The organism is Cupriavidus pauculus (genome assembly GCF_008801835.1).
GTDB classification, from domain to species: Bacteria; Pseudomonadota; Gammaproteobacteria; order Burkholderiales; family Burkholderiaceae; genus Cupriavidus; species Cupriavidus pauculus.
In genome coordinates this window covers 1-25,988 of the sequence record NZ_VZOW01000019.1, presented here as the reverse complement: position 1 = coordinate 25,988, position 25,988 = coordinate 1, and the positions used below count along the sequence as shown (strand labels likewise).

General features: G+C 62.2%; 24 protein-coding genes and 2 tRNA genes. 22 read left to right on the top strand and 4 right to left on the bottom strand.

Features of this window, described 5'->3' with window-relative positions; translation table 11 throughout:
• Window positions 1-172 precede the first annotated feature (172 nt).
• Complete coding sequence (locus F7R19_RS18865) at window positions 173-1,852, bottom strand: electron transfer flavoprotein-ubiquinone oxidoreductase (RefSeq protein ID WP_150981606.1); 1,680 nt, start codon at window positions 1,850-1,852, stop codon at window positions 173-175.
• Between the two features lie 415 nt (window positions 1,853-2,267).
• Here F7R19_RS18865 and F7R19_RS18860 point away from each other — a divergent pair, with 415 nt between their 5' ends.
• From F7R19_RS18860 to F7R19_RS18840, 5 genes are all read left to right on the top strand, one after another.
• The gene (locus F7R19_RS18860; protein ID WP_061959772.1) at window positions 2,268-3,053 is read left to right on the top strand and encodes an SDR family oxidoreductase; all 786 of its coding nucleotides are present in this window, start codon (window positions 2,268-2,270) and stop codon (window positions 3,051-3,053) included.
• Window positions 3,054-3,144: 91 nt separating this feature from the next.
• Window positions 3,145-3,735: a TRAP transporter small permease gene (locus tag F7R19_RS18855; protein WP_061959773.1), complete on the top strand. Its 591-nt coding sequence runs from the start codon at window positions 3,145-3,147 to the stop codon at window positions 3,733-3,735.
• On the top strand, window positions 3,732-5,036 hold the full coding sequence (locus tag F7R19_RS18850) for a TRAP transporter large permease (protein ID WP_200899102.1): 1,305 nt from the start codon (window positions 3,732-3,734) through the stop codon (window positions 5,034-5,036). Before F7R19_RS18855 ends, F7R19_RS18850 begins: the two co-directional genes overlap by 4 nt.
• A gap of 39 nt (window positions 5,037-5,075) precedes the next feature.
• Window positions 5,076-6,104 carry a DctP family TRAP transporter solute-binding subunit gene (locus tag F7R19_RS18845; protein WP_150981605.1) on the top strand — a complete coding sequence of 343 codons (1,029 nt, stop codon included), beginning with the start codon at window positions 5,076-5,078 and terminating at the stop codon, window positions 6,102-6,104.
• The gene (locus tag F7R19_RS18840; RefSeq protein ID WP_061959775.1) at window positions 6,104-6,505 is read left to right on the top strand and encodes an acyl-CoA thioesterase; all 402 of its coding nucleotides are present in this window, start codon (window positions 6,104-6,106) and stop codon (window positions 6,503-6,505) included. Before F7R19_RS18845 ends, F7R19_RS18840 begins: the two co-directional genes overlap by 1 nt.
• 140 nt (window positions 6,506-6,645) lie before the next feature.
• Here the strand turns inward: F7R19_RS18840 and F7R19_RS18835 are convergent, their stop codons facing one another.
• A complete protein-coding gene (locus F7R19_RS18835) occupies window positions 6,646-7,191 on the bottom strand; it encodes a PAS and helix-turn-helix domain-containing protein (RefSeq protein ID WP_061959776.1) in 546 nt (181 codons plus the stop codon).
• A 201-nt stretch (window positions 7,192-7,392) separates the two neighbouring features.
• On the opposite strand from F7R19_RS18835, the gene F7R19_RS18830 reads away from it, so the two are divergent.
• Window positions 7,393-8,091, top strand: coding sequence for a CoA transferase subunit A (locus tag F7R19_RS18830; protein ID WP_061959777.1), 699 nt, complete (start codon window positions 7,393-7,395; stop codon window positions 8,089-8,091).
• An 11-nt stretch (window positions 8,092-8,102) separates the two neighbouring features.
• The gene (locus F7R19_RS18825; protein ID WP_150981603.1) at window positions 8,103-8,741 is read left to right on the top strand and encodes a CoA transferase subunit B; all 639 of its coding nucleotides are present in this window, start codon (window positions 8,103-8,105) and stop codon (window positions 8,739-8,741) included.
• 128 nt (window positions 8,742-8,869) lie between these two features.
• On the opposite strand, the gene F7R19_RS18820 is transcribed toward F7R19_RS18825, so the two are convergent.
• A complete protein-coding gene (locus tag F7R19_RS18820) occupies window positions 8,870-9,352 on the bottom strand; it encodes a DUF411 domain-containing protein (protein WP_150981661.1) in 483 nt (160 codons plus the stop codon).
• Window positions 9,353-9,363: 11 nt separating this feature from the next.
• The gene (locus F7R19_RS18815; RefSeq protein ID WP_061960092.1) at window positions 9,364-10,140 is read right to left on the bottom strand and encodes a 3-hydroxybutyrate dehydrogenase; all 777 of its coding nucleotides are present in this window, start codon (window positions 10,138-10,140) and stop codon (window positions 9,364-9,366) included.
• A 169-nt stretch (window positions 10,141-10,309) separates the two neighbouring features.
• Between F7R19_RS18815 and F7R19_RS18810 the strand changes: the two genes are divergently transcribed.
• From F7R19_RS18810 to F7R19_RS18740, 15 genes are all read left to right on the top strand, one after another.
• Complete coding sequence (locus tag F7R19_RS18810) at window positions 10,310-11,191, top strand: alpha/beta fold hydrolase (protein ID WP_150981602.1); 882 nt, start codon at window positions 10,310-10,312, stop codon at window positions 11,189-11,191.
• Window positions 11,192-11,216: 25 nt separating this feature from the next.
• Window positions 11,217-11,579 carry a RidA family protein gene (locus F7R19_RS18805; protein WP_061960094.1) on the top strand — a complete coding sequence of 121 codons (363 nt, stop codon included), beginning with the start codon at window positions 11,217-11,219 and terminating at the stop codon, window positions 11,577-11,579.
• Between the two features lie 16 nt (window positions 11,580-11,595).
• Window positions 11,596-13,827 carry a RelA/SpoT family protein gene (locus tag F7R19_RS18800; protein WP_061960095.1) on the top strand — a complete coding sequence of 744 codons (2,232 nt, stop codon included), beginning with the start codon at window positions 11,596-11,598 and terminating at the stop codon, window positions 13,825-13,827.
• Between the two features lie 21 nt (window positions 13,828-13,848).
• Window positions 13,849-13,925: transfer RNA gene (locus F7R19_RS18795), tRNA-Val, on the top strand.
• Window positions 13,926-14,336: 411 nt separating this feature from the next.
• The gene (gene thrS / locus F7R19_RS18790) at window positions 14,337-16,244 is read left to right on the top strand and encodes a threonine--tRNA ligase (RefSeq protein ID WP_150981601.1); all 1,908 of its coding nucleotides are present in this window, start codon (window positions 14,337-14,339) and stop codon (window positions 16,242-16,244) included.
• 47 nt (window positions 16,245-16,291) lie between these two features.
• Entirely contained in the window at window positions 16,292-16,813 is a 522-nt protein-coding gene (gene infC, locus F7R19_RS18785; protein ID WP_084004318.1) for a translation initiation factor IF-3, read from the top strand.
• Window positions 16,814-16,992: 179 nt separating this feature from the next.
• Complete coding sequence (rpmI, locus tag F7R19_RS18780; RefSeq protein WP_006575466.1) at window positions 16,993-17,190, top strand: 50S ribosomal protein L35; 198 nt, start codon at window positions 16,993-16,995, stop codon at window positions 17,188-17,190.
• Between the two features lie 28 nt (window positions 17,191-17,218).
• On the top strand, window positions 17,219-17,575 hold the full coding sequence (gene rplT, locus F7R19_RS18775) for a 50S ribosomal protein L20 (protein WP_008650487.1): 357 nt from the start codon (window positions 17,219-17,221) through the stop codon (window positions 17,573-17,575).
• A 237-nt stretch (window positions 17,576-17,812) separates the two neighbouring features.
• Window positions 17,813-18,844: a phenylalanine--tRNA ligase subunit alpha gene (gene pheS / locus F7R19_RS18770; protein WP_061960098.1), complete on the top strand. Its 1,032-nt coding sequence runs from the start codon at window positions 17,813-17,815 to the stop codon at window positions 18,842-18,844.
• Window positions 18,845-18,924: 80 nt separating this feature from the next.
• Window positions 18,925-21,372, top strand: coding sequence for a phenylalanine--tRNA ligase subunit beta (pheT, locus tag F7R19_RS18765; RefSeq protein WP_150981600.1), 2,448 nt, complete (start codon window positions 18,925-18,927; stop codon window positions 21,370-21,372).
• Window positions 21,373-21,449: 77 nt separating this feature from the next.
• Entirely contained in the window at window positions 21,450-21,866 is a 417-nt protein-coding gene (locus F7R19_RS18760) for an integration host factor subunit alpha (protein ID WP_061959708.1), read from the top strand.
• A 194-nt stretch (window positions 21,867-22,060) separates the two neighbouring features.
• A complete protein-coding gene (locus F7R19_RS18755; RefSeq protein ID WP_150981599.1) occupies window positions 22,061-22,492 on the top strand; it encodes a MerR family transcriptional regulator in 432 nt (143 codons plus the stop codon).
• A gap of 55 nt (window positions 22,493-22,547) precedes the next feature.
• Window positions 22,548-22,624 (top strand) — tRNA-Pro (locus F7R19_RS18750).
• Between the two features lie 761 nt (window positions 22,625-23,385).
• On the top strand, window positions 23,386-25,734 hold the full coding sequence (locus tag F7R19_RS18745; protein WP_150981660.1) for a type VI secretion system Vgr family protein: 2,349 nt from the start codon (window positions 23,386-23,388) through the stop codon (window positions 25,732-25,734).
• A gap of 7 nt (window positions 25,735-25,741) precedes the next feature.
• Window positions 25,742-25,988: hypothetical protein (locus F7R19_RS18740; RefSeq protein WP_150981598.1), on the top strand; the 247-nt coding region annotated here is incomplete at its 3' end.

Below are 25,988 nucleotides of genomic sequence, written 5' to 3'. Positions count from 1 at the left end.
CTCGACACCAAGACTGCATGACGCAGGCGTCGCCAGTGGCGCGTCCGGTCGTAGAAGCAGAAACGCCGGCAGTCGTGGCGACATGCCGGCGTTTGTGTTGGCACTTCTGCGGGCACTTCTCTTGCGTTCACGTCGCCGCGCGGACCGGAAGTCCGGCCGACTGCGGCGGCGCTTACATGCCTACGTAATTCGGGCCGCCGCCACCTTCCGGCGTAACCCACACGATGTTCTGCGTCGGATCCTTGATGTCGCAGGTCTTGCAGTGCACGCAGTTCTGCGCATTGATCTGCAGGCGTTCCTTGCCTTCATCGTTCTGCACGAATTCGTACACGCCAGCCGGGCAGTAGCGCGACTCGGGGCCGGCGTACTTTTCCCAGTTGATGTTGACGGGCACGCTGGCGTCCTTGAGCGTCAGGTGCGCAGGCTGGTTTTCTTCGTGGTTGGTGTTGCTGATGAACACCGACGACAGGCGATCAAACGTCAGCTTGCCGTCCGGCTTCGGATATTCGATCTTCTGGCAGTCGGCGGCCGGCTTCAGGTAGACGTGGTCCGGCTTGGTGCGATGGATCGTCCACGGCGGATTGCGGATGCCGAGCTTGGGCAGCAGCCATTGCTCGATGCCGGTCATCAGCGTGGCCGTGGTGCGGCCCTTCTTGAACCACTGCTTGAAGTTCTTGGCCTGGAGCAGTTCCTTGTGCAGCCAGCTTTGTTCGAATGCGGCCGGGTAGGCGGTCAGCTCGTCATGCTGACGTCCCGCCTGCAGCGCGTCGAAGGCGGCTTCGGCGGCCATCATGCCGGTCTTTATCGCCGCGTGGCTGCCCTTGATGCGCGATGCGTTCAGGTAACCGGCGTCGCAGCCGACCAGCGCGCCGCCCGGGAACACCGTCTTGGGCAGCGACAGCAGGCCGCCGGCCGTGATGGCGCGTGCGCCGTAGCCGATGCGCTTGCCGCCTTCGAAGTACTGGCGGATTTGAGGGTGCGTCTTGAAGCGCTGGAATTCCTCGAACGGCGACAGCCACGGGTTGGTGTAGTCCAGGCCGACCACGAAGCCCACGGCCACCTTGTTGTCCTCCATGTGGTAGAGGAACGAACCGCCGTAGGTGGCCGGATCGAGCGGCCAGCCGGCCGTGTGCACGACCAGGCCAGGCTTGTGCTTGGACGGGTCGATTTCCCACAGCTCCTTCAGCCCGATGCCGTAGCTTTGCGGATCCTTGCCTGCGTCGAGCTTGAACTTTGCGATGAGCTGCTTGCCAAGGTGACCGCGCGCGCCTTCGGCGAAAATCGTGTACTTGGCATGCAGTTCCATGCCGAGCTGGAAGTTCTCGGTGGGCTCGCCTTCCTTGTTGATGCCCATGTTGCCGGTGGCCACGCCCTTGACCGAGCCGTCGTCGTTGTAGAGCACCTCGGCCGCCGGGAAGCCCGGGAAGATTTCCACGCCCAGCGCTTCGGCCTGCTGGCCGAGCCAGCGCACGAAGTTCGACAGGCTGACGATGTAGTTACCTTCGTTGTGGAAGCACTCGGGCAGCAACGGAGCGCCCTTGGCACCGGATTCGTCGAGGAACAGGAATTTGTCTTCGGTGACCGGCTGATTCAGCGGTGCGCCAAGCTCCTTCCAGTTCGGGATCAGCTCGTTCAGCGCGATCGGGTCCATGATGGCCCCCGACAGGATATGCGCGCCGGGCTCGGAGCCCTTTTCCAGCACGCAGACATTGACGTCGCCGCCCTTTTCCGAAGCCAGTTGCTTCAGGCGGATGGCCGTGGCCAGGCCGGCGGGACCGCCGCCGACGATGACGACGTCATATTCCATGGCTTCGCGCGGGCCGAACTGCTCGACGAGCTGTTGCTGATCCATTGTCTCTAACCCTCAGTGTCTTCTGGGCGGCAATACTGCCGCATGGTTGCAGCCCGTGGTGCGGGCTTGCGGTTTGTGGGATGCGGTGATTTTGCTCTGTGGAACCGGCACCGGGGCGGGGGGAGGCGGGCCCGGATGGGGCGCACGCGCGGCACGGGTCTGGTACCGTGCGGCATGCTCTGCGATCGGGCTATCGGCGGGTAACCGGCCTGACCTAGGCGTTTTTCCTCTTTCCCTTTGGGGGCCAAGTTCTTAGAATCTTCGGCATTGTCCGGGACTCGACACCCTCAGGCAAGTCATTTTTTGGAACGACCGTTCTTTTTTTGCTAAGCTGCGGCCGCGCCGCCTTACAGGCTGCTGTACGGTGCCCGGCGCGCCATCCGGCCGCGCCGGATGCCCAAATACCGAGGTAAATATGGGTTTGTCGATCAATCTGGAAGGTAAGGTCGCGCTGGTGACCGGTGCGTCGAGCGGGCTGGGTACGCGTTTTGCCAATGTGCTGGCGTCCGCCGGTGCCAAGGTGATACTGGCTTCGCGCCGCGTCGAGCGGCTCAAGGAACTGCGCGCCTCGATCGAGGCCGATGGCGGCAGCGCCCATGTGGTGCGCCTCGACGTCACCGATCCGGACAGCATCCGCGCCGCGGTGGCGCACGCCGAAACCGAGGCCGGCGCCATCGATATCCTGGTGAACAATTCGGGCGTTTCCACCACGCAGAAGCTCACCGACGTCACCGCCGACGATTTCGATTTCGTGTTCGATACCAACACGCGCGGCGCGTTCTTCGTGGCGCAGGAAGTCGCCAAGCGGATGATCGCGCGGGCCAAGGGTGCGGAAAAGCAGGGCAACCCGCTGCCACAGGCGCGCATCGTCAATATTGCGTCGGTGGCCGGTCTCAAGGTACTGTCTCAGATTGGTGTCTACTGCATGAGCAAGGCCGCCGTGGTTCACATGACCAAGGCCATGGCGCTGGAGTGGGCGCGTCACGGCATCAACGTCAACGCGATCTGCCCCGGCTACATCGACACCGAAATCAACCACCACCATTGGGATACCGATGCCGGGCAGAAGCTGATCCAGATGCTGCCCCGCAAGCGCCTGGGCCGACCCGAAGACCTCGACGGCCTCTTGCTGCTGCTGGCGTCCGACGCATCGCGCTTCATCAACGGCGCGGTGGTCACCGCCGACGATGGCATGGTCTGACCGCCGACCTTTCCGGGGGAGGGGGCTGGCCAAGAAGTAGAACAACGTAAAAAGAGACTTCTCGGAACCGGACCGGAGGCCGGGCGCAGAAATGGATCAAAACAACAAGGCACGGCGCGAAGCCGTGCCGCAGCACGTCGTCGACTCGACAATCATTGCCGAGGCGGCCGACGAAGCGCGCGACAGCGAATTCCGCATTTCACCGCGCATTGAGGACTGGATCGGCGTGATCGTCATGGTGTTGCTGGTCGGCATCACGTTCGCCAATGTGGTGGTCCGCTATTTCACCGACGAATCGTTTGCCTGGACCGAGGAATTCTCGGTGTTCCTGATGATCGTGCTGGCGCTGGTGGCCGGCAGCGCCGCGGTGGCGCGCGATCGCAACATTCGCATCGAATTCTTCTTTGAACGTGGCAGCGCCGCGCGGCAAAAGCGGCTGGCCATCGTGTCGGCCCTGGCCGTGGCGGCGATGTTCCTGGCGCTGGCCGTGCTGGGCGTGCGCATTGCCTGGGACGAATACACGTTTGGCGAGACCTCGCCAGGCATCGGGGTGCCAAGCTGGTGGTACTCGGTGTGGCTGCCGGTGTTTTCCGTGGCGATCGCGCTGCGCGCGCTGGCGCTGGCGCTGCGCAACGCCCGCGCGCTCAAGGCCCTGAAGCAGGGCGGGGAGCGTGCGCAATGACGATCGTCGCCATTATCCTGTTCGTGGTCTTTATTGGCCTGATGCTGCTTGGCGTGCCGATCGGCGTGTCGCTGGGGCTGGGCGGATTGGTCGCCATCGGGCTGTCCAATCTCGATACGCAGATGTTCGGTCTGCTGGCCGTGCCGCAGAATTTTTATGCCGGCCTGGCCAAGTATCCGTTGCTGGCCATCCCGATGTTCGTGCTGGTGGGTTCGATCTTCGACCGTTCCGGCGTGGCGCAGCGGCTGGTGACGTTTGCGATCGCCATCGTCGGACGCGGCCCGGGCATGCTGCCGCTGGTAGCGATCCTGGTGGCGATGTTCCTCGGCGGCATTTCCGGATCGGGGCCCGCCAATGCGGCGGCCGTGGGCGGCGTGATGATCGCGGCGATGTCGCGCGCCGGCTATCCGGGCGCCTACAGCGCGGCGGTGGTTGGCGCGGCGGCGGCCACGGACATTCTGATCCCGCCGTCGGTCGCGTTCATCATCTACAGCGTGCTGGTGCCGGGCGCGTCGGTGCCGGCGCTGTTCGCAGCGGGCATGATCCCGGGCATCCTGGCCGGCGTGGCGCTGATCGTGCCGGCGGTGTGGCTCGCGCGCAAGCACAACATGGGACACATCGAAGCCGCGCTGCCGCGCCCGCCGTTCTGGCGCAGCCTGCGTGAGGCGGCCTGGGGGCTGGTGGCGCCGTTCCTGATCCTCGGCGGCATGCGCGCGGGCTGGTTCACGCCAACCGAAGCGGCCGTGGTGGCGGTGGTCTACGGCCTGTTCGTCGGCATGGTGATCTACCGCAGCATCGGCATGCGCGACCTGTTCACGATCTTCCAGGAAGCGGCCGAGACATCGGCGGTCATCCTGCTGGTGGTGGCGCTGGCCGGTATCTTTGCCTATGCGCTGTCCACGCTCGGCGTGATCGATCCGCTGGCCAATGCGATCGCCCATTCGGGCCTTGGCGAATACGGCGTGCTGGCGCTGATCGTGCTGCTGCTGATGACCGTCGGCATGTTCCTCGACGGAATTTCGATTTTCCTGATCTTCGTGCCGCTGCTGCTGCCGATTGCCACGGCGTTCCACTGGAATCCGGTGTGGTTTGGCGTGGTGTTGACGCTGAAGGTGGCGCTGGGCCAGTTCACGCCGCCGCTGGCCGTGAACCTGATGGTTTCCTGCCGCATTGCCCGCGTACGCATGGAGGAAACCGTGCCCTGGGTGATCTGGATGTTGCTGGCGATGTTCATCGCCATGCTGATGGTGCTGGCTTACCCGCCACTGGCCACCTGGCTGCCCGATTATCTGGGCTACTGATTTGAATTGAACAACAAGATGAAACGAGGAGATTCCCGCATGAAACGCCGTGCCCTGCTGTTGTCCGTTGCCGCCACGATTGCCGCCGCCGCATTTGCCGCGCCGGCCGCCATGGCCCAGACCTACAAGTCCGAATACAAGATGTCGCTGGTGCTGGGGCCGGCGTTTCCGTGGGGCAAGGGCGGCGAAATCTGGGCCGATCTGGTGCGGCAGCGTACCAATGGGCGCATCAACATCAAGCTCTATCCGGGCACGTCGCTAGTGGCCGGCGACCAGACGCGCGAGTTTTCCGCGATTCGCCAGGGCGTGATCGACATGGCTGTCGGCTCGACCATCAACTGGTCGCCGCAGGTGAAGGAACTGAATCTGTTCTCCCTGCCTTTCCTGATGCCCGACTACAAGGCGCTCGATGCGCTGACGCAGGGCGAAGTCGGCAAGTCGATCTTTGCGACGCTGGAAAAGGCGGGCGTGGTGCCGCTGGCCTGGGGCGAAAACGGCTTCCGCGAGGTGTCGAATTCCAAGCATGAAATCCGCAAGCCGGAAGACCTGAAGGGGCTGAAACTGCGCGTGGTGGGGTCGCCGCTGTATATCGAAACCTTCAATGCGCTGGGCGCCAACCCGACGCAGATGAGCTGGGCCGATGCGCAACCGGCAATGGCCTCGGGCGCCGTCGATGGCCAGGAGAATCCGCAGAGCGTGTTCGCGGCCGCCAAGCTCTACACGGTGGGCCAGAAATACGTGACGACCTGGGGCTATGTGGCCGACCCGCTGATTTTCGTGGTCAACAAGCAGATCTGGGAAAGCTGGACGCCGGCTGATCGCGAGATCGTCAAGCAGGCTGCCATCGACGCGGGCAAGCAGGAAATCGCGCTCGCCCGCAAGGGCCTGGTCGAGGCGGGCGCGCCGGCCTGGAAGGACATGGAGCAGCATGGCGTCAAGGTGACGACGCTGACGCCGGCCGAGCACGACGCATTCCGCAAGGCCACTGCCAAGGTCTACGACAAGTGGAAGAAGCAGATCGGCGGAGATCTGGTGACCAAGGCCGAAGCGTCGATCGCCAAGCGCTGATGAAGCACGTATTCACCTGCGTGATGCCGATACGGTGGGGTGACATGGACGCCATGGGCCATGTCAACAACACCGTCTATTTCCGCTATCTGGAGCAGGCGCGGATCGAGTGGTTCGAGTCGATCGGTCGCAATGGCCGCGATGCCAATGGCCATGGGCCCGTGCTGATCAACGCCCACATGACCTTCCTGAAGCAACTGCGCTACCCCGGCAACATCGAATGCCGCGTGTACGCGGGCCAGCTCGGCCGATCCAGCTTCGAAACCCGCATCGAGGTGATCCGCACCGATCTGCCCGATGTGGTGTGGGCCGAGGGCGGCGCGAAGGTGGTGTGGTGCGACTACGCGCAGGAAAAATCGGTCCCGGTCCCGGACGAGATCCGACGGCTGATCGAGGCGTAACGGCGCTGGGCCTTCCGGGCCCCGGTCCTCTCCCGCGGCGATTGCGGGGTGTCCATCGTCATCGATCTGGCGATTCGCGCGGTGTTGTGGTGCGCCTGCCGTCGGCGCCGCGCGAGGCGCGCCAGGCGGGCGAGCCGCGCTCAGTGGTTCACCAGCCGCTGCACCAGATCGACGGCGGTATGGGCGCCGTATTTCTTCATCAGCCGCGCACGGTAGATATCCACTGTGCGCGGGCTGATCGACAACAGCTTGCCGATCTGCTTGCTGGTCTTTCCCTCCACCAACTGCGCCGCGATATCGCGCTCGCGTGCGGTCAGTTCGGCAGTGACGGGCCGTTTCTGGGACAGGTCCTCGAAGGTCCAGATTCCGGCGCCCAGCGGGTCCTTGCGATCGAGCGAGCGCCCCGTGACATGGCACCAGAACAGCTCGCCGCTGGCGCGCTTCATGATCCGTTCATCGGAATACAGCCCCTTGGTGTTCATCACTGGCACGATGCGCGCGCCGGTACGTTCGAACTCGTCGGCCGTCGGGTATAGCACCTGGAACGATTCGCCCACCAGCGCTTCGCGCGACGTGCCGAAGATCCGGCAGACTTCGTCGTTGCAATCCTCGATCACGCGGGCGCGGGACAGCACCAGGCCAACGGGGGCCAGATGAAAGGCGGTCTGGTAGTCGATGGACGGCATTATCCCTTATGTACTTTTACGTAATGGCGTTGCGGGGGCGCGTTGACGTATGCTGTCGGTCGGCAACAGGCGGCGCTGACCGCCGATTGTACCGTTACAATTTCCGCGCGTGGCCCTGGGTCATACGCGGGTCAAAACGTCGCCGGACAACCCGCACGGTATTGGGTGAGTCCGCATGAGACTACCGAGGAAGGAGCAACTATGAACAAGGTCTTCGCCAGCGCCGCCGAGGCGCTCGCGGGCGTGGTGCATGACGGCCAGACGATCGCCGTGGGCGGTTTCGGGTTGTGCGGCATTCCCGAGGCATTGATTGCGGCGCTGCGCGACAGCGGTGCCAAGCAGCTTACCTGCATCTCGAACAACGCCGGCGTGGACGGCTTCGGGCTGGGCCTGCTGCTCGCCACGCGGCAGATCAAGAAGATGATTTCCTCGTACGTCGGCGAAAACAAGGAGTTCGAGCGCCAGTACCTGGCCGGCGAACTCGAGCTCGAATTCACGCCGCAAGGCACGCTGGCCGAAAAGCTGCGCGCCGGCGGATCGGGCATTCCCGCGTTCTTCACCAAGACCGGCGTGGGCACCATCGTCGCCGAGGGCAAGGACGTACGCGAATTCGACGGCCAGCAGTATGTGATGGAGCGGTCGCTGGTTTCCGACGTGGCGCTGGTCAAGGCGAAGAAGGCGGACAAGGCCGGCAACCTCGTGTTCCGCCGCACCGCGCGCAACTTCAATCCGGTGTGCGCGATGTCCGGCAAGATCACCGTGGCCGAGGTGGAAGAGATCGTCGAAATCGGCGAAATCGATCCGGACGACGTGCATCTGCCCGGCATCTTCGTGCACCGCATCGTGCTGAACGCCAGCCCCGAAAAACGCATCGAACAGCGCACCGTGCGTGCCAAGTAAGGAGACAGATCATGGCATGGACACGTGATGAAATGGCCGCGCGCGCCGCGGCGGAACTGCAGGACGGCTTTTATGTGAACCTGGGCATCGGCCTGCCTACGCTGGTGGCCAACCACGTGCCGCAGGGCATGGAAGTGTGGCTGCAGTCGGAGAACGGCCTGCTCGGCATCGGGCCATTTCCGACCGAAGATGAAGTGGACGCGGACATGATCAACGCCGGCAAGCAGACGGTCACGACGCTGCCGGGTTCGTCGATCTTCTCGTCGGCGGACTCGTTCGCGATGATTCGCGGCGGCAAGATCAATCTGGCCATTCTGGGCGCGATGCAGGTCAGCGAGCGCGGCGATCTGGCCAACTGGATGATTCCGGGCAAGATGGTCAAGGGCATGGGCGGCGCGATGGATCTGGTGGCGGGCGTCGGCCGCGTGGTGGTATTGATGGAACACACCGCCAAGAAGAAGGATGGCAGCGAGGACATCAAGATCCTCAAGGAATGCAATCTGCCGCTGACGGGCGTGGGCGTGGTGAACCGCATCATTACCGATCTGGCCGTGATCGACGTGACGCCGGAAGGGCTGAAGCTCGTCGAGACCGCGCCGGGCGTGAGCCGCGAGGAAGTGCAGGCCAAGACCGGTGCTGCGCTGATCTGAGCGGCCGCGCAGGACAGCGTCGCAAAAAAGCCCCTGTCGGTGATTGCCGGCAGGGGCTTATTGCTTGCGGCCCGGACCATGCGCCCGGCGCGTGACGTAAGGCGCGAGGCATTCGGAGGAGTGCGCCGTCAGGTCTTGGCTTTGTTGTAGCTCGAAAACACCGCAGCTGCGCCGTCCGGCTTCACGATCAGTACATCGAACGGGTCCTTGCGTGGGCCATATTCCATGCCCGGCGAACCCGCCGGCATGCCGGGCACCGCCAGCCCGGCAGCCTTGGGCTTTGCGGCGATCAGCTTCTTGATGTCCGCGGCGGGTACGTGCCCCTCGATGCCGTAGCCATGGATGACGCCGGTGTGGCACGAGCCAAAACGTTCCGGGATACCGAATTTCGTGCGGTACGGCGCGGTGTCCTCGACATCGTGCGTGGTCACCTTAAAACCGTTGTCACGCAGATGCTTGACCCAGTCTTCGCAACATCCGCAGGTAGGAGTCTTGTAGACATCGATAGCCAGCGGCCTGGGCGCCTGCGCCAGGCTCGCCAGCGGCGACATCATCAATGCACCGCTGCCCAGCGCAAAGAGGGCAGCGCGGCGCGATGGACGACGCGTCATCATCGGGCTCCTTATTGCGCGACCCAGCCGCCATCCATGTTCCAGATCGCGCCGCGCACCTGCCTTGCAGCGTCGCTCGACAGGAACACGGCCAGCGCGCCGAGTTCTTCCGGCGTGACGAACTCTCCCGAAGGCTGCTTTTCGAGCACGAGCTCGCGTTTGGCCTGTTCGACGGGGATACCTTCCTTCTGCGCGCGCGCTTCGACCTGTTTCTGCACCAGCGGTGTGAGCACCCAGCCCGGGCAGATGGCGTTGGCGGTCACGCCGGTCTGCGCCGTTTCCAGTGCAGTGACCTTGGTGAAGCCGACGATGCCATGCTTGGCGGCGACATAGGCCGATTTTTCCGCCGATGCGACCAGCCCGTGCGTCGATGCCACGTTGATGATGCGGCCCCAGTTTTTCGTCTTCATCGACGGCAACGCGAGGCGCGTGGTGTGGAAGGCCGAGGTCAGGTTGATGGCGATGATCGCGTCCCAGCGATCCACCGGGAACTCCTCGATCTTGGCCACGAACTGGATGCCAGCGTTATTGACCAGGATATCCACGCCGCCGAAGTCTTTTTCCGCGTAGCGCATCATGTCTTCGATTTCGGCCGCCTTGCTCATATCGGCGCCGTGATAGCCCACCTGGATGCCGCTGCCGGCCCGCGCGATTTCCGCCTTTGCGCCGTCTGCGTCACCGAAGCCGTTGACAATAATGTTCGCGCCTTGCGCGGCCAGGGCCTGCGCGATGCCGAGTCCGATTCCACTGGTCGAGCCCGTGACCAATGCCGTCTTGCCGTTGAGCATGTAAGCCTCCGTCGGGAGTGTCAGGATGTGCTGTGGCATTGTACTCGCTGGGCGTACAATCCGGCTTTGGTTGATCGCCTGCGCATGCCGCTTTGCAGGCTTTTCCGAAGTCCCGCTTCGAATTACTGACACGCCGCAGGGAATGCGGCGGAAATCGCAGGGAGTACAGATGTCTTCCAGTCCGCGTCTTGGTTTCGTACAGTGCATCAGTCCCGCGGGCCTGCATCGCATGGCTTATCACGAATGGGGGGATCCGGCGAATTCGCGCGTGCTGGTCTGTGTGCACGGGCTGACGCGCACCGGGCGCGATTTCGATGCGCTGGCGCGAGCGATGTCGGACGAGTATCGCGTGGTCTGCCCCGATGTGGTCGGGCGCGGCCGTTCGGACTGGCTGGCCGATCCGCATTTCTACACGGTGCCGCAGTACGTGTCCGATATGGTCACGCTGATTGCGCGGCTCAACGTGGAACGGGTCGACTGGTTCGGCACGTCGATGGGCGGCCTGATCGGCATGGGCCTGGCGGGGCTGCCGAATTCGCCGGTGCGCAAGCTGCTGCTCAATGATGTCGGCCCGCGCATCGCGGCCCAGGCGATGGAGCGCATCGGCGCGTACCTGGGTCTGCCCGTGCGGTTCAAGACCTTCGAAGAGGGCCTTGCTTATCTGCAGACGATCAGTGCGTCGTTCGGCCGTCATACGCCCGAGCAATGGCGCGAACTGAACAGCGCGATCCTCAAGCCTGTACAGGGCGCCGAATCGCTGGAGTGGGGCTTGCATTACGATCCGGCGCTGGCCGTGCCGTTCAAGGAAACGCCGCCGGAGGCGGTGCTGGCGGGCGAAGCGATGTTGTGGAAGATGTTCGAGGCCGCAACGGGCCCCACGCTGATCGTGCGTGGCGCGCAATCGGATCTGCTGCTGCGCGAGACCGTCGCCGAAATGGTGGCACGCGGCAAGCAGGTCTCGACGGTGGAAATCGCCGACGTCGGGCATGCGCCGACGTTTGTCGATCCGGCGCAGATCGCGATCGCACGGAATTTTTTTCTTGGCACCTAAGCAATTTTCAGTTGAAGACAGCGATATGAGCACCAACACCCTGAAGCGCGCCCATGTGGGCAAGCGTCTGTCCGAATATGCCGTGCATAACGGCGTGGTCTATCTGGCCGGACAGGTGCCCGAAGTCGATCCCAAGGCCGATCTGCGCGGCCAGACGCGCGAAGTGCTGGGGCATATCGATCGCCTGCTGGCAGAGGCTGGCAGCGACAAGACGCGCATCCTGATGTGTCAGATCTTTCTGACCGACGTGACCCGCATCGGCGAGATGAACGAAGTGTGGGATGCATGGGTGCCGCAGGGTAATACGCCGCCGCGTGCGACCGTGGAGGCAAAACTGGCCAACCCCGATTATCTGATCGAAGTGGTGGTCACCGCCGCCCTGAACTGATGCCGGATGCTGTGAAATGGTGACGTCGACTGAGCTGACCGGTCAGACGGCCGGCGTTCCGGACGCCGGCTTGGTCGAACGGGCCCTGGCTTTCGTGCGCGAGGTGGCCGACGGCGCCACGCCCACGCTGCTGCCGACCGGCGAAAGCGTGCTGTCGCATGCCGAAGGGATGCTGCGCATTCTCGATGGCCTGCGTGTGGACGATGCGGCCCGTGCGGCCGCCTGCCTGTTCGCGGCCGAAGCATTCGTACCGGGCGTCGAAGACCAGATCGCATCGCGCTTTGGCGACGAAGTCACACGGCTGGTGAAAGGCGTACGCCAGCTGCTGCGGATCGGCGCGATCGCCGTGACGCAGGCGGACGTATCCGAGGCGTCCAAGTCGCAGGTGGCTGCACGGCAGGAGCAGGTCGAGGCGCTGCGCAAGATGCTGCTGGCATTTGCGCAGGACATCCGCGTGGTGCTGGTGCGGTTGGCGTCGCGGCTGCAGACGCTGCGCTGGCTGGCGCAGACCAAGAACCCGCCGCTGCCAGGCGTGGCGCGCGAGACGCTGGATATCTACGCACCGCTGGCAAATCGTCTCGGTATCTGGCAGATGAAATGGGAACTTGAGGATCTCGCGTTCCGTTTCGAGCAGCCCGATACCTACAAGCGCATCGCAAAACTGCTCGACGAAAAGCGCATCGAGCGTGAAGGTTTCATCGCCCAGGCCATCGAACGCCTGCAGTCGGAACTGGCCGCGGCGGGCATTCGCGCCGAGGTGTCGGGACGGCCCAAGCACATCTACAGCATCTGGAAGAAGATGCGCGGCAAGGAGCTTGATTTTGCCGATCTGTACGATGTGCGAGCGTTCCGCGTGATCGTCGACGATATCAAGGATTGCTATACGGTCCTTGGCATCGTGCACCACATCTGGCAACCCATCCCGCGTGAGTTCGACGACTACATTTCGCGGCCCAAGGCCAATGGCTACAAGTCGCTGCATACGGTGGTGATCGGCGACGACGGCCGGGCTTTCGAGGTGCAGATCCGCACGCACGAAATGCATCACTTCGCCGAATACGGCGTGGCCGCCCACTGGCGCTACAAGGAAGCCGGCGGCAAGGGCTACAGCGGACAGTTTGCCGCCGACAATGCCTACGACGAGAAGATCGCATGGCTGCGCCAACTGCTGGCGTGGAAGGACGATGCCGATCACTCCGTCGCGCACGAGGACTCGCCGTGGGAGCAGCTCAAGCATGCGGCGATCGACGATCATATCTATGTGTTGACGCCGCAGGCGCGCGTGGTCGCGTTGCCGCAGGGCGCCACGCCGGTGGATTTCGCCTATTACCTGCACAGCGATCTGGGGCACCGCTGCCGTGGCGCGCGCGTGGACGGCGCGATGGTGCCGCTGAACACGCCGCTGAAGAACGGCCAGACTGTGGAAATCGTGGCCGTCAAGCAGGGCGGTCCGTCGCGTGACTGGCTCAATGCCGAACTTGGCTATCTGGCCAGTAGTCGTGCGCGCGCGAAGGTGCGGGCGTGGTTCAACGCGCTGGATTCGCAGGAAACCATCGCGCAAGGCCGTGCGCTGATCGAAAAGACTCTGCAGCGCGAGGGCAAGACCGCGGTCAATCTCGACGACCTGGCGACGCGCCTGAATTTCAAGTCGACCGACGATCTCTACGCGGCGGTGGCCAAGGAAGAGTTCAGCCTGCGGCATGTGGAGCACGCGCTGCGCCACCCAGAGGGCGAGGCGCAGCCTCAGTTCAGCGAAGAGGATGCGGTCACCAAGAAGAGCCGCGCCACCAGCGTGGCGCGCGGCGCCAAGAGCGGCGTGCTGGTGGTTGGCGTGGATTCGCTGATGACGCAGATGTCGCGGTGCTGCAAGCCGGCGCCACCCGACGATATCGTCGGCTTCGTCACGCGCGGCCGGGGTGTGTCGATCCATCGCCGCAACTGCAGCACCTTTCTCCAACTGTCCGGGCGCGCTCCAGAACGGGTGATCCAGACCGAATGGGGCAAGCGCAGCGATGCCGTCTATCCCGTCGACATCCAGGTCGAGGCGATCGACCGGCAGGGTTTGCTGCGCGATATTTCCGAAGTGCTTTCGCGCGAGAAGATCAACGTGACCGGCGTGAAGACGCTATCCAGCAAGGGTGTGGCGCGCATGCAGTTCACGGCGGAAGTTGCCGAGGCCACCCAGTTGCAGCGCGCGCTGTCGATCATCGAGGATGTGCAGGGGGTGTTGCACGCCCGGCGAAAATAAGTTTATAATCTGCGCTTCGCTAGGCTCGTAGCTCAGCTGGTTAGAGCACCACCTTGACATGGTGGGGGTCGTTGGTTCGAGTCCAATCGAGCCTACCAACGAACAGGAAGTACCCTGCATCTGTCGGCAGTCGAAGGCCGCGGCATTCAGTTTCAGGCAGCAGATCCGATCAACCTTATCAGGGCACGGAAAAGCATCATGAACATGACAACTCGAACTACTACCGCTGGTTAGCGACAGTAGTCGAGGTGCGCCTTCGACCCGCAGAATAAAGCGGGGATTCAAAGAAAAACGCGGCCTTGGCCGCGTTTTTTTTCGTCTGTCGTCTACCAGCCTCCTGATAAGCTGCCGCGTTGCCCGCGACTGCGCGGGGCGGCAAGAAAGATTCGTAGCTGTTTCGTCCGGTGCATGCGTTGTCGCATCTGACGGATCGGCGCCACAAAAGTTGCTATGCTGCCGCGCCTAGGCCCCCAAGAAGCCGGCGTGGCGGAATCCAGAAGAGGTTCAAGATGATCGCAATCACGTTGCCTGACGGTTCCCGTCGTGAGTTTCCCGGTCCCGTCACGGTGGCCGAAGTGGCGCAAAGCATCGGCTCGGGGCTGGCCAAGGCCGCGCTCGCCGGCAAGGTCGATGGCCGCCTCGTCGACACGAGCCATACGATCGACCACGATGCGTCGCTAGCAATCGTCACGGACAAGGATGCCGACGGCGTCGATGTGATTCGCCACTCGACGGCGCACTTGCTGGCCTACGCCGTGAAGGAGCTGTATCCGGACGCGCAGGTGACGATCGGGCCGGTGATCGACAACGGTTTCTATTACGACTTTTCCTATAAGCGTCCCTTCACGCCCGAGGATCTGGCCGCTATCGAGAAGAAGATGATGGAGCTGGCGCGCAAGGACGAGAAAGTCACGCGCGAAGTCTGGAATCGCGACGAAGCGGTGGCGTTGTTCGAATCGATGGGCGAGAAATACAAGGCGGAGATCATCGCGTCCATTCCCGCCGATCAGGAAATTGGCCTGTATCGCGAGGGTAACTTCGTCGATCTGTGCCGTGGTCCGCACGTGCCGTCGACGGGCAAGCTCAAGGTCTTCAAGCTGATGAAGGTGGCGGGCGCGTACTGGCGCGGCGATTCGAACAACGAGATGCTCCAGCGCATCTACGGTACGGCGTGGGCCCGCAAGGAAGACCAGGACGCGTACCTGACGATGCTCGAGGAGGCCGAGAAGCGCGACCACCGTCGCCTGGGCAAGACGCTGGACCTGTTCCACCTGCAGGAGGAAGCGCCGGGCATGGTGTTCTGGCACCCGAAGGGCTGGAGCGTCTGGCAGGCCGTCGAGCAGTACATGCGTGGTCGTCTCACGGACGCCGGTTATCAGGAAGTGCGCACGCCCCAGGTGATGGATCGTTCTCTTTGGGAAAAATCCGGCCATTGGGACAATTACAAAGAGAACATGTTCGTCACGGAATCGGAGAAGCGCGACTACGCGATCAAGCCGATGAACTGCCCGGGCCATGTTCAGATCTTCAATCACGGCCTGCGCTCTTATCGCGACCTGCCGTTGCGCCTGGCCGAATTCGGCGCCTGCCATCGTAACGAGCCGTCGGGTGCGTTGCATGGCCTGATGCGCGTGCGCGGTTTCGTGCAGGACGACGCCCATATCTTCTGCACGGAAGAGCAGATCGTGGAAGAGGCGAAGGCTTTTAATGAACTGGCGTTTTCGGTCTATGAAGACTTTGGCTTCAAGGACGTCAAGGTGAAGCTGTCGTTGCGCCCGGAAAAGCGCGCCGGCTCGGATGCGATCTGGGACCACGCCGAAGAGGGTCTGCGCTTGGCGCTGCGCGCCTGCGGCGTGGAGTGGGAAGAGCTTCCTGGCGAGGGCGCGTTCTACGGTCCGAAGGTCGAATATCACATCAAGGATGCGATCGGCCGGTCGTGGCAATGCGGCACGCTCCAGCTCGATCTGGTGCTGCCGGAGCGTCTGGGCGCCGAATACGTCTCCGAGGACAATTCGCGCAAGCGTCCGGTCATGCTGCACCGTGCGATCCTCGGTTCGTTCGAGCGCTTCCTGGGTATCCTGCTCGAAAACCACGCCGGTGCGCTGCCCGCGTGGCTTGCGCCGGAGCAGGTAGTGGTCATGAACATCGCCGACTCGCAGGCGGAATATGCCGAAAGCGTCGTGCAACTCTTGCAAAAACAAGGGTTTAGGGCCAAGGCGGATTTGCGTAACGAGAAAATTACGTATAAAATCCGCGAGCACTCGCTTCAGAAGATCCCTTACCTGCTGGTGGTAGGCGACAAGGAGCGGGACGCCAATCAAGTGGCCGTGCGTGCCCGTGGCAATGTGGATCTGGGTGTCATGCCCGTCTCCGCGTTTGTGGATCGTCTGCAAAACGACGTCTCCAGCAAAGCCTGAGGGTGGAAAGCACGGCTTGTTTTTTTGTCTTCTTGAGGTAACGGAACATCGCTACAGACAAAGGTCACCGTATCAACCGAGAAATCAGCGCGCCTGAGCTGCGCCTGGTAGGGGTTGATAACGAACAGCTCGGCATCGTCAAGTTCATGGACGCACTGCGCATGGCCGAGGACAAGGACTTGGATCTCGTGGAGATTGCGCCCAACGCAGTTCCACCCGTGGCCCGCATCATGGACTACGGCAAGTTCAAGTACGAGGAAGCCAAGCGCGCCCACGAGGCCAAGCTCAAGCAGAAGATCATCCAGGTCAAGGAAGTGAAATTCCGTCCTGGCACGGATGATGGAGACTACAACGTCAAGCTGCGCAACCTGAGGCGTTTCCTGGAGGATGGGGACAAGACCAAGATCACGCTGCGTTTCCGCGGTCGTGAAATGGCCCACCAGGAAATCGGCGCGCGCATGCTCGAGCGTCTGAAGGCTGACCTGGAGGAACTGGGTCAGGTCGAGCAGATGCCGAAGATGGAAGGTCGCCAGATGGTGATGGTGCTGGCCCCCAAGAAGAAGAAGTAATTCTTGTGCGAAGCGACGGCCGGGATGCCACGTGCATCCCGGCGTTGTTTTGCGCAGAACCCGTGCGTGACCGGCAGGCATCGCCTGCTGTGCTGCGTACAAAAACAAGTGGATGCGGGTCTTGCAAGCGATGGCGTGAGCCGTCCACCTGCATGCATGTCATAGAGCTGGAGTTTTTCATGCCTAAGATGAAGACCAAGAAAAGCGCTTCCAAGCGCTTTACGGCGCGCCCGAACGGTTCGTTCAAGCGTGGCCAGGCCTTCAAGCGTCACATCCTGACCAAGAAGACCACCAAGAACAAGCGTCAACTGCGCGGCACCCAGGACGTCCATGAGACGAACCTGAAGTCTGTCCGTGCGATGATGCCTTACGCATAACCCCAAACGATAACGAAAGGAGTTTTACATGCCTCGAGTCAAGCGTGGGGTCACTGCACGGGCCCGTCACAAGAAAGTCATCGACGCTGCCAAGGGTTACCGCGGCCGTCGCAATAATGTCTACCGTATCGCCAAGCAGGCGGTCATGCGTGCTGGTCAGTACGCGTACCGCGATCGTCGCAACAAGAAGCGCGTGTTCCGCGCACTCTGGATTGCACGTATCAATGCCGCGACGCGTGAGCATGGCATGACGTACAGCGTGTTCATGAACGGCCTGAAGAAGGCTTCGATCGAACTGGACCGCAAGGTGCTGTCGGACATGGCCATCCATGACAAGCCTGCCTTTGCCGCCATCGTCAACCAGGTGAAAGCCACCGTTGCCTGATGCCGGTTTCGGAAGCGCCGGATGGCGTTTCCGGGCAAGCACCGACCGTAAGGTCTGATGAAACGGGGCTCCTTACCGAGCCCCGTTTTCATTTCGAATGCCGCGTCGACAAGACGGCGTGAGACACGTTGAGACGAGTCTCAAGCGAAATCCGACGCAGCATCCGAAATGCCTCACTGCACGTAACATTGCGCGCGTAGTGCCATCCCTTCCACGTACTGTCCACGTATTGCCGTCATGTCCCAGGATCTGGATCAAATCGTCGCCGACGCACAGGCCGCCTTCGCTGCCGCCAACGACAACGCCACGCTGGAAAACGAAAAAGCACGCTTCCTCGGTAAGACGGGCGCGCTGACCGAACTGCTGAAGGGGCTGGGCAAGCTGGACCCCGAAGCGCGCAAGACCGAAGGCGCCCGCATCAACCAGGTCAAGCAGCAGGTCGAGGCCGCACTGCAGGCGCGTCGCCAGGCGCTGGCCGATGCGCTGATGAATGCGCGCCTGGCCGCCGAAGCCATCGACGTCACGCTGCCCGGCCGCGCCGTGTCGCGCGGCAGCACCCACCCGGTGATGCGCACATGGGAACGTGTCGAGCAGATCTTCGGTTCGATCGGTTTCGACGTGGCCGATGGTCCGGAAATCGAGACCGACTGGATGAACTTCACCGCCTTGAACAACCCGGACAACCACCCGGCGCGTTCGATGCAGGACACGTTCTATGTGGATGGTCGCGACAGCGAGGGCAAGTTGTTGCTGCTGCGTACGCACACCAGCCCGATGCAGGTCCGCTACGCACGCATGCACGTGCAGAAGTACGCAGGCAAGCCGATGCCGCCGATCAAGGTCATCTGCCCGGGCCGCACCTATCGCGTCGACAGCGACGCCACCCATTCGCCGATGTTCAATCAGGTGGAAGGCCTGTGGATCGGCGAGGACGTGAGCTTTGCCGATCTGAAGGGCGTCTATACCGATTTCCTGCGTAAGTTCTTCGAGCGCGACGACATCCAGGTGCGCTTCCGCCCGTCGTACTTCCCGTTCACGGAGCCGTCGGCCGAAATCGACATGGCGTTCGGCAACGGCAAATGGCTGGAAATCTCCGGCTCCGGCCAGGTGCACCCGAACGTCCTGCGCAACATGGGGCTCGATCCCGAGCGCTACATCGGCTTCGCGTTCGGCTCCGGCCTGGAGCGCCTGACGATGCTGCGCTATGGCATCAATGACCTGCGGCTGTTCTTCGAAGGCGATGTGCGCTTTCTGCGCCAGTTCGCCTGATTGCCGCTGATGGCCTGACGCCCAGCACAGAACGCATATCGTCACAGACATTACAGAATACCTACCGGATCAGAAGCGCCATGCAATTCTCGGAATCCTGGCTTCGCACGTTCGCCAATCCTGCAAAGATCTCCACCGACGTGCTGTCGCACACCCTGACTATGGCGGGGCTGGAAGTGGAGGAGGTGGGCCCGGTTGCGCCGCCGTTCAACAAGATCGTCGTGGCCAGCGTGCTTGCGACCGAACGCCATCCCAATGCCGATCGACTGAACGTGTGCCAGGTCGATGCGGGCACCGGTGAGACGCTGCAGATCGTTTGCGGCGCGCCCAATGTCAAGCCTGGCATCAAGGTGCCGTGCGCGCTGGTGGGCGCCGTGCTGCCGCCGGCCGAAGCCGATGGCAAGCCCTTCGAGATCAAGGTGGGCAAGCTGCGCGGTGTCGACAGCTACGGCATGCTGTGCTCGGCGCGTGAACTGAAGCTCTCGGAAGATCATGGCGGGCTGATGATCCTGCCGGAAGACGCGCCGGTGGGGCAGGACATCCGCCAGTATCTCGATCTCGACGATCAGGTCTTCACGATCAAGCTGACGCCCAACAAGGCGGACTGCCTGTCGATCCACGGTGTGGCGCGCGAAGTATCGGCCCTCACCGGCGCCGAGCTTGTACTGCCCGACATGACGCCCGTGGCGGTGACGCTGCAGGACAAGCTGCCGGTCAGGATTTCCGCCCCCGACCTGTGCGGCCGTTTCTCGGGCCGCATTATCCGCGGCGTCAACGCGCGTGCCGCCACGCCGGCGTGGATGGTCCAGCGCCTCGAGCGCTCGGGGCAGCGCAGCGTGTCGGCCCTGGTCGATATCTCGAACTACGTCATGCTCGAACTCGGCCGTCCGTCGCATGTGTTCGACCTGGACAAGATCCATGGCGGGCTGGACGTGCGCTGGGGCCGCAAGGGCGAACAGCTCAAGCTGCTGAACGGCAACACGGTGGAAGTCGACGAGCAGGTCGGCGTGATCTCCGACGACAAGGAAATCGAGAGCCTGGCCGGCATCATGGGCGGCGATAGCACCGCGGTGTCACTCGACACGACCAATATCTATCTGGAAGCGGCGTTCTGGTGGCCGAATGCGATCCAGGGCCGCGCGCGTCGTTACAACTTTTCGACCGACGCGGCGCACCGCTTCGAGCGTGGCGTGGATTACGCCACCACGGTGGAGCATATCGAGCGCATTAGCGCGCTGATCCTGCAAATCTGCGGCGGCCAGGCTGGCCCAGTCGACGATCAGATCGTCAATCTGCCGCAGCGTCAGCCGGTCAAGCTGCGCGTGGCGCGTGCCGAACGCGTGCTGGGCATCGAACTCTCGTCGGCGGAAATCACCGATGTGTTCCAGCGACTGCAACTGCCATTCACGCGCACGGTTGGCGCCGATGGCGAGGTGTTCGAGGTGACGCCGCCCAGCTACCGTTTCGATCTCGAGATCGAGGAAGACCTGATCGAGGAAGTCGCGCGGATTTATGGTTTCGAGCGGATTCCCGCGCGCCCGCCGGTGGCGGAAAGCGAAATGCGTCCGACCAACGAAGGGCGCCGTTCGCAGCATGTCGTGCGGCACGCGCTGGCGGCCCGCGACTTCAACGAGGTGATCAATTTCGCGTTCGTCGAGGAGAAGTGGGAACGTGACTTCGCCGCCAACGACAACCCGATCCGCCTGCTTAATCCTATCGCCAGCCAACTGGCGGTGATGCGTTCGACGCTGCTTGGTGGGCTGGTCGACAAGGTGCGCTACAACCTCAACCGTAAGGCGTCGCGGGTACGCCTGTTCGAGGTGGGTCGTGTATTCCATCGCGACGCGAATGTTGCCGATGGCGGTCTGACCGTGGCCGGCTATCACCAGCCGATGATGGCAGCGGGGATTGCCTATGGTCCGGCCTTCGAAGAGCAATGGGGCGTGGCCACTCGCCCGGTCGACTTCTTCGACATCAAGGGCGACGTGGAATCGCTGTTTCATCCGCGCACGCCGCGCTTCGAGCCGGTTGCGCATCCCGCGTTGCACCCGGGCCGTGCGGCTCGCGTGATTGTCGACGGCAAGCCGGTCGGCGTGGTCGGCGAATTGCATCCGCGCTGGCTGCAGGAGTACGAACTGACCAACGCACCGGTGGTGTTCGAACTGGAGCTCGATGCGCTGCGTGACGTCGGTCTGCCGGCATACTCGGAAATCTCGAAATTCCCTGCCGCCGTGCGCGATCTGGCGGTGGTGGTCAAGCAGCAGGTGCGCGTGCAGGACATGCTGGACGCCATGCGCGCCGCGCTCGATAACGCCGGCCTGGGCCATTTCGTCCAGAGCCTGGCATTGTTCGACGAGTTCCGTCCGAAGGCCGCTTCGGCCGCCATCGGCGTGGATGAGAAAAGCCTTGCGTTCCGCCTGACCTTGCAAGATACTGGGGCGACCCTCCAGGACGAGACAGCCGACAGTGCGGTACGCTGCATGATCGATGCGCTGACGGCAGGCTTCGAAGCCCGGCTGCGCGGTTAAGCAGAACGCCAGCCATTGGAGCGCCCGGGCACAGCTCCCGGGCGGATCGCCACACAGAGTTAACAGAGCGATCAAGGATGAACGATCGAGACGCGATTTCCATGAATGCTGCAGATTTGGGCGAGGTGAGCGACCGGCACACTGCCTCCCTCGACGATGCATCGCCGGAAGCCCGCGCAACCGAGGTGCCGACCCTGACCAAGGCCGAACTCGCAGAGATGCTGTTCGACCAGGTTGGCCTGAACAAGCGCGAATCGAAAGATATGGTCGAAGCGTTTTTCGACGTGATTCGCGAAGCGTTGGAGCAGGGCGATAGCGTCAAGCTGTCGGGCTTCGGCAATTTCCAGTTGCGCGACAAAGCCCAACGTCCTGGCCGCAATCCTAAAACGGGTGAGATCATTCCGATCACGGCGCGCCGGGTGGTGACGTTCCATGCCAGCCAGAAACTCAAGAGCCTGGTCGAGGAGCGCGCCGATCAGGCGCATCCGGGCTGACGCATCGGCCGATATTTGAAGCGCCATGTTCGCGCGTCAGATTGCAGTCCGCCGTAGCGTCGCCCATACACCCCCCTCCTTTTCGCTCGACAAGCGGATTGCCCGCGGCGTTTGCTATAGGTATCCTGCAATGCTGCGCGCCGGACGCGCCAACCGAGTCTCGCCCTACGGCCTGACATCAGTCTCTTGATCGCATGACGGAAAAATCCAGCGAGCGCGTCGCGCTGCCGCCGATTCCCGCAAAACGCTACTTCACCATCGGTGAGGTCAGCGACCTTTGCGCCGTCAAGCCACACGTGTTGCGCTACTGGGAGCAGGAGTTCACGCAGCTCAAGCCGGTCAAGCGCCGTGGAAATCGCCGCTATTATCAGCACCATGAAGTGCTGTTGATCCGGCGAATCCGCGAACTGCTGTACGAACAGGGCTTCACGATCAACGGCGCGCGTAATCGTCTCGACGAAGGACGTCACCATGGCGCCGCCATGCCGTTGGAAAAGGATGACGCGCAAGTTGCGTCCGGCAACGCTGCACAAGTACTGTCGGTGGACCTAAACACGCTGCGCCGCGACCTCGTAGAGGTGCAACATCTGCTGGCACAACTCAAAGAGATTGCGCGACACGAATAAATTGCCTGCAACCCCTAGCCATCGGCAATGGCTCTGATATAATCTCGTTCTTCTTCGGGGCGTAGCGCAGCCTGGTAGCGTACCTGCATGGGGTGCAGGTGGTCGGAGGTTCAAATCCTCTCGCCCCGACCAGATATAGCCCGCACAATCACTAGGTTGTGCGGGCTTCGTCTTTTCTGATTCCCGCTTTTCTAATCCCGGATGTTGGAGAGTGTCCAATATCACGCGGCAGGCGGCGTCAATTTCACCACCGAGAGAGCGGCACGTCGTGCTGCTTACTGTATCCCTCGGTCGTCGACCTATCGGCATACGCGCCGGCCATCCGCAGCGCTTCGACGTCAAAGCCCGCGTCTGACATTCGTCAGTGCTTTCGTGCGAATGCCTTTCCTCACATAGTCAATCTCGCCCAGCTTCGAGTGGTCCAGCGCGTCGCCGTGTCTCTCGGCTCCGCATACCGCGGCGTTCGTTGCCTTTCCATGGCGGTTCACGTAGCCCTTGACCAAGTGCGACAGGCCGCCTTCCAGCCCGTCGACCTCCACCCACGATCCGGGCATTGGGTAGTAGTCGGCGAGGATGGAGTTGAAGTCGTTCTTGCAGATCGACTATTGGAAATTCTCAAAAGCATCTCGATTAACGTTTATAAGAATTAAAAAATTCTTATATCGGTATGTAATGTATTTTTGTTTGTGATTTAAATAAAAATAAATATCTGTAAATCATAAAAATATTATTTAAGATTTTATTCAGTTTCTGTTGTTTGCGCGACGCATTGGCTGTTCTCGCTTGTCGGATAGCGGCGTAAGGTTTTGACGCACGAGAATGTCGGCCTCGCGTCGCAAGCGACGGCCTGTTCGGAGAACGCGATCACGGCTGGTAAGGAGCAAGCAACAGTGATGGATGTGACGGATGAACTGAAATCATGGGGCGACGGGCTGCCAAGGTCCGTGACCAGGCTGCAGCCCTATCACCTGAAGGTGCTCGGAGCGAATAGTGCGGCCGGCCTCTCCGTGGTGTCATTCGAGGCTGTAGAGCGCCTGGGCGAGCCCTACAGCGTCAAGATCCGATTGACCCATCCAATGGATCTGGACCGGATGGAGTACGTGCGCCGTGACGCCACTTTCTCGATCGAACCCGGCGACGGCGTGGAGCCCCGGCAATTCTCCGGCTGCATCTTCCGCTTTTCAAAAACCCGTCAGACCCGCGACTTCTGCGCCTATGAAATGGAGTTGCGCCCGAAGGTCGCCTTGCTGACGCTGACCAAGGCAAGCCGTGTCTATCAGAGAAAGACCGCGCCGCAGATTATCGAAGCCATTCTTCGCCGCCACGGCCTGGAAGGCCACCAGTTCGCTTTCAAGATTCGTCGCCAGTATCCGGAGCACCCATTCCGGCTCCAGTACCAGATGTCCGACTGGGACTATATCCGGCTGCTTATGGAACAGGAGGGGCTATACAGCTATTTCCTCCCGAGTCCGCATGGCGCTGTCTTTGGCGATGTGTTTCAGGTCTGCGACGACATCGACCACTATATTTACCAGCCGGAGTTGCGGGTTCCCTATCGGGAAACGGCTGGTCTGGAATCGGGTATTGAGACGGTATTCGATATTCAGACGCACGTGCATACGGTGCCTGAATCGTTTCGCACGGCCGACTACAACCCGGCGGATTCGTACGAGCGCAAGGCAGGCGAGGCCAATGTCGCCCGCAAGGAAACGGGCAATTACGGCCAGTCCTATGTCTACGGCACGCACCACCTCGATATGGCGGGCGCCAAGTGGGAAGCGCAACTGCGCCACGAGGCGGCGCTGGCTGGACAAATCGTCTATGAAGGCCAGAGCAATGTCCTGGGCCTGCGGCCTGCGCGCATCCTGCGCATGGACATCGACCTGCCCGATGCGCCGCACGGTCAGGTGATCATGGAAGTCGTCCATATTGGGGCGCGAGACCAGGCTTACCGCAATACCTACCAGGCCATTCCTTCGGATCGACGCTTCCGACTGCCGATCGATGAGAGCAAGTGGCCGCGCATCGCGGGCACCCTGAGCGGGCGCGTGACGTCTCCTGGCAAATATAAGTACGCCTATCTGACGCAGCATGGCCTGTATGTCGTGCGCCTGGATCTGGATTTCGAGGATTGGCCCAACGGCGGCGAGAGTGTGCCGATGCGTCTGGCGAAACCGTTTGCCGGAGCGCGGCAGACCGGTTTCCACTTTCCGCTGATCGATGGCACGGAGGTCGCCATCGCCTTCCGGGACGGCAATCCGAACAAGCCATACATCGCGCACGCCCACCATCACAGCCGGCACGAGGACCTGATCACCAATCGGGATCGCTGGCTGTCGCGCAACGTCATTCGCACGCAGGCAAACAACAAGCTGCGATTCGAGGACTGGGAGGGGCAGGAGGGCGTCAAGCTGTCCACCGACTACGGTGGCAAGACGCAGCTCAACATGGGCTATCTGGTCGATCACAAGCGCCAGAAGCGTGGGGAAGGTTTTGAGTTGCGGACGTCGGGGTGGGGGGCTTTGCGGGCCGGCAGGGGGATGTTCATCTCGGCGGATGACCAGCCGAACGCGAACGGGCAGCAACTCGACATGCAGGGTGCCGAAGCCACACTACGGCACGCGATGGACATGCTGCGCTCGCTCAATGACTCGGCCAATGCAGCGAAGACCTGGCTCGCAGAGGTTGACCAGCAGCGTGCGCTGATCGAGCAGTGTCTGGTGGGCCTGAAGAAGCCCGCGATTCTCGCCAATGCCCCGGCGGGCGTTGGCATCGCGAGTGGCACGGATATGCAACTGACCGCGCGCAAGCAGATGTTCGTGACGGCAGGCAATGGCCTCGACATTGGCGTTCTCAAGCGCATGACTGCAGCGGCGGGCGAGGCGATCTCGCTCTTTGCCGCAAAACTTGGTATCCGAATCTTCGCCGCGAAAGGCAAGGTCCAAATTCAGGCCCAGGGCGATGATCTGGAACTGATGGCCCTCAAGAACGTTGTGGTCAGCTCATCGTCGGGCGAAGTCATGATCACCGCGTCCAAGGGCATCACGCTTGGGGATGGTTCGGGAGCTTACCTGAAGATCGCCAACGGAACGATCGAGCTGGCAAGCCCCAGCGGCAAGATCGACGTCAAGGGCAATCTCAATATCGATGACCCCGCCGGTGGCAGCTTTGTCTTCCCCAACTGGTCCGCTGTGCCCGTCAAAGATATCAAGGGCGATATGAGTTTTGGTTTCTCGGAATAGGCAGAACATGGCAAATACGACACCGACAAACACGCCCGATACCAAGGTCAAGCTGCTGGCCTTTGCCTTTCCGTTCCGAAAGAAAGGAGAAGGGAATGCAGCAGGTAAGAACATAACCGACGAGCACGAATTCCACGCGCTGCTGAAAAAGGAAGCATCTGGCCACTACGCCGTCAGTGCCAAGGGCATGTGGCACGGCGGCATTCATATCTCGGAAGGCGGTGCGGGTGCCTCCCTGGACCTGAAGTACGGCG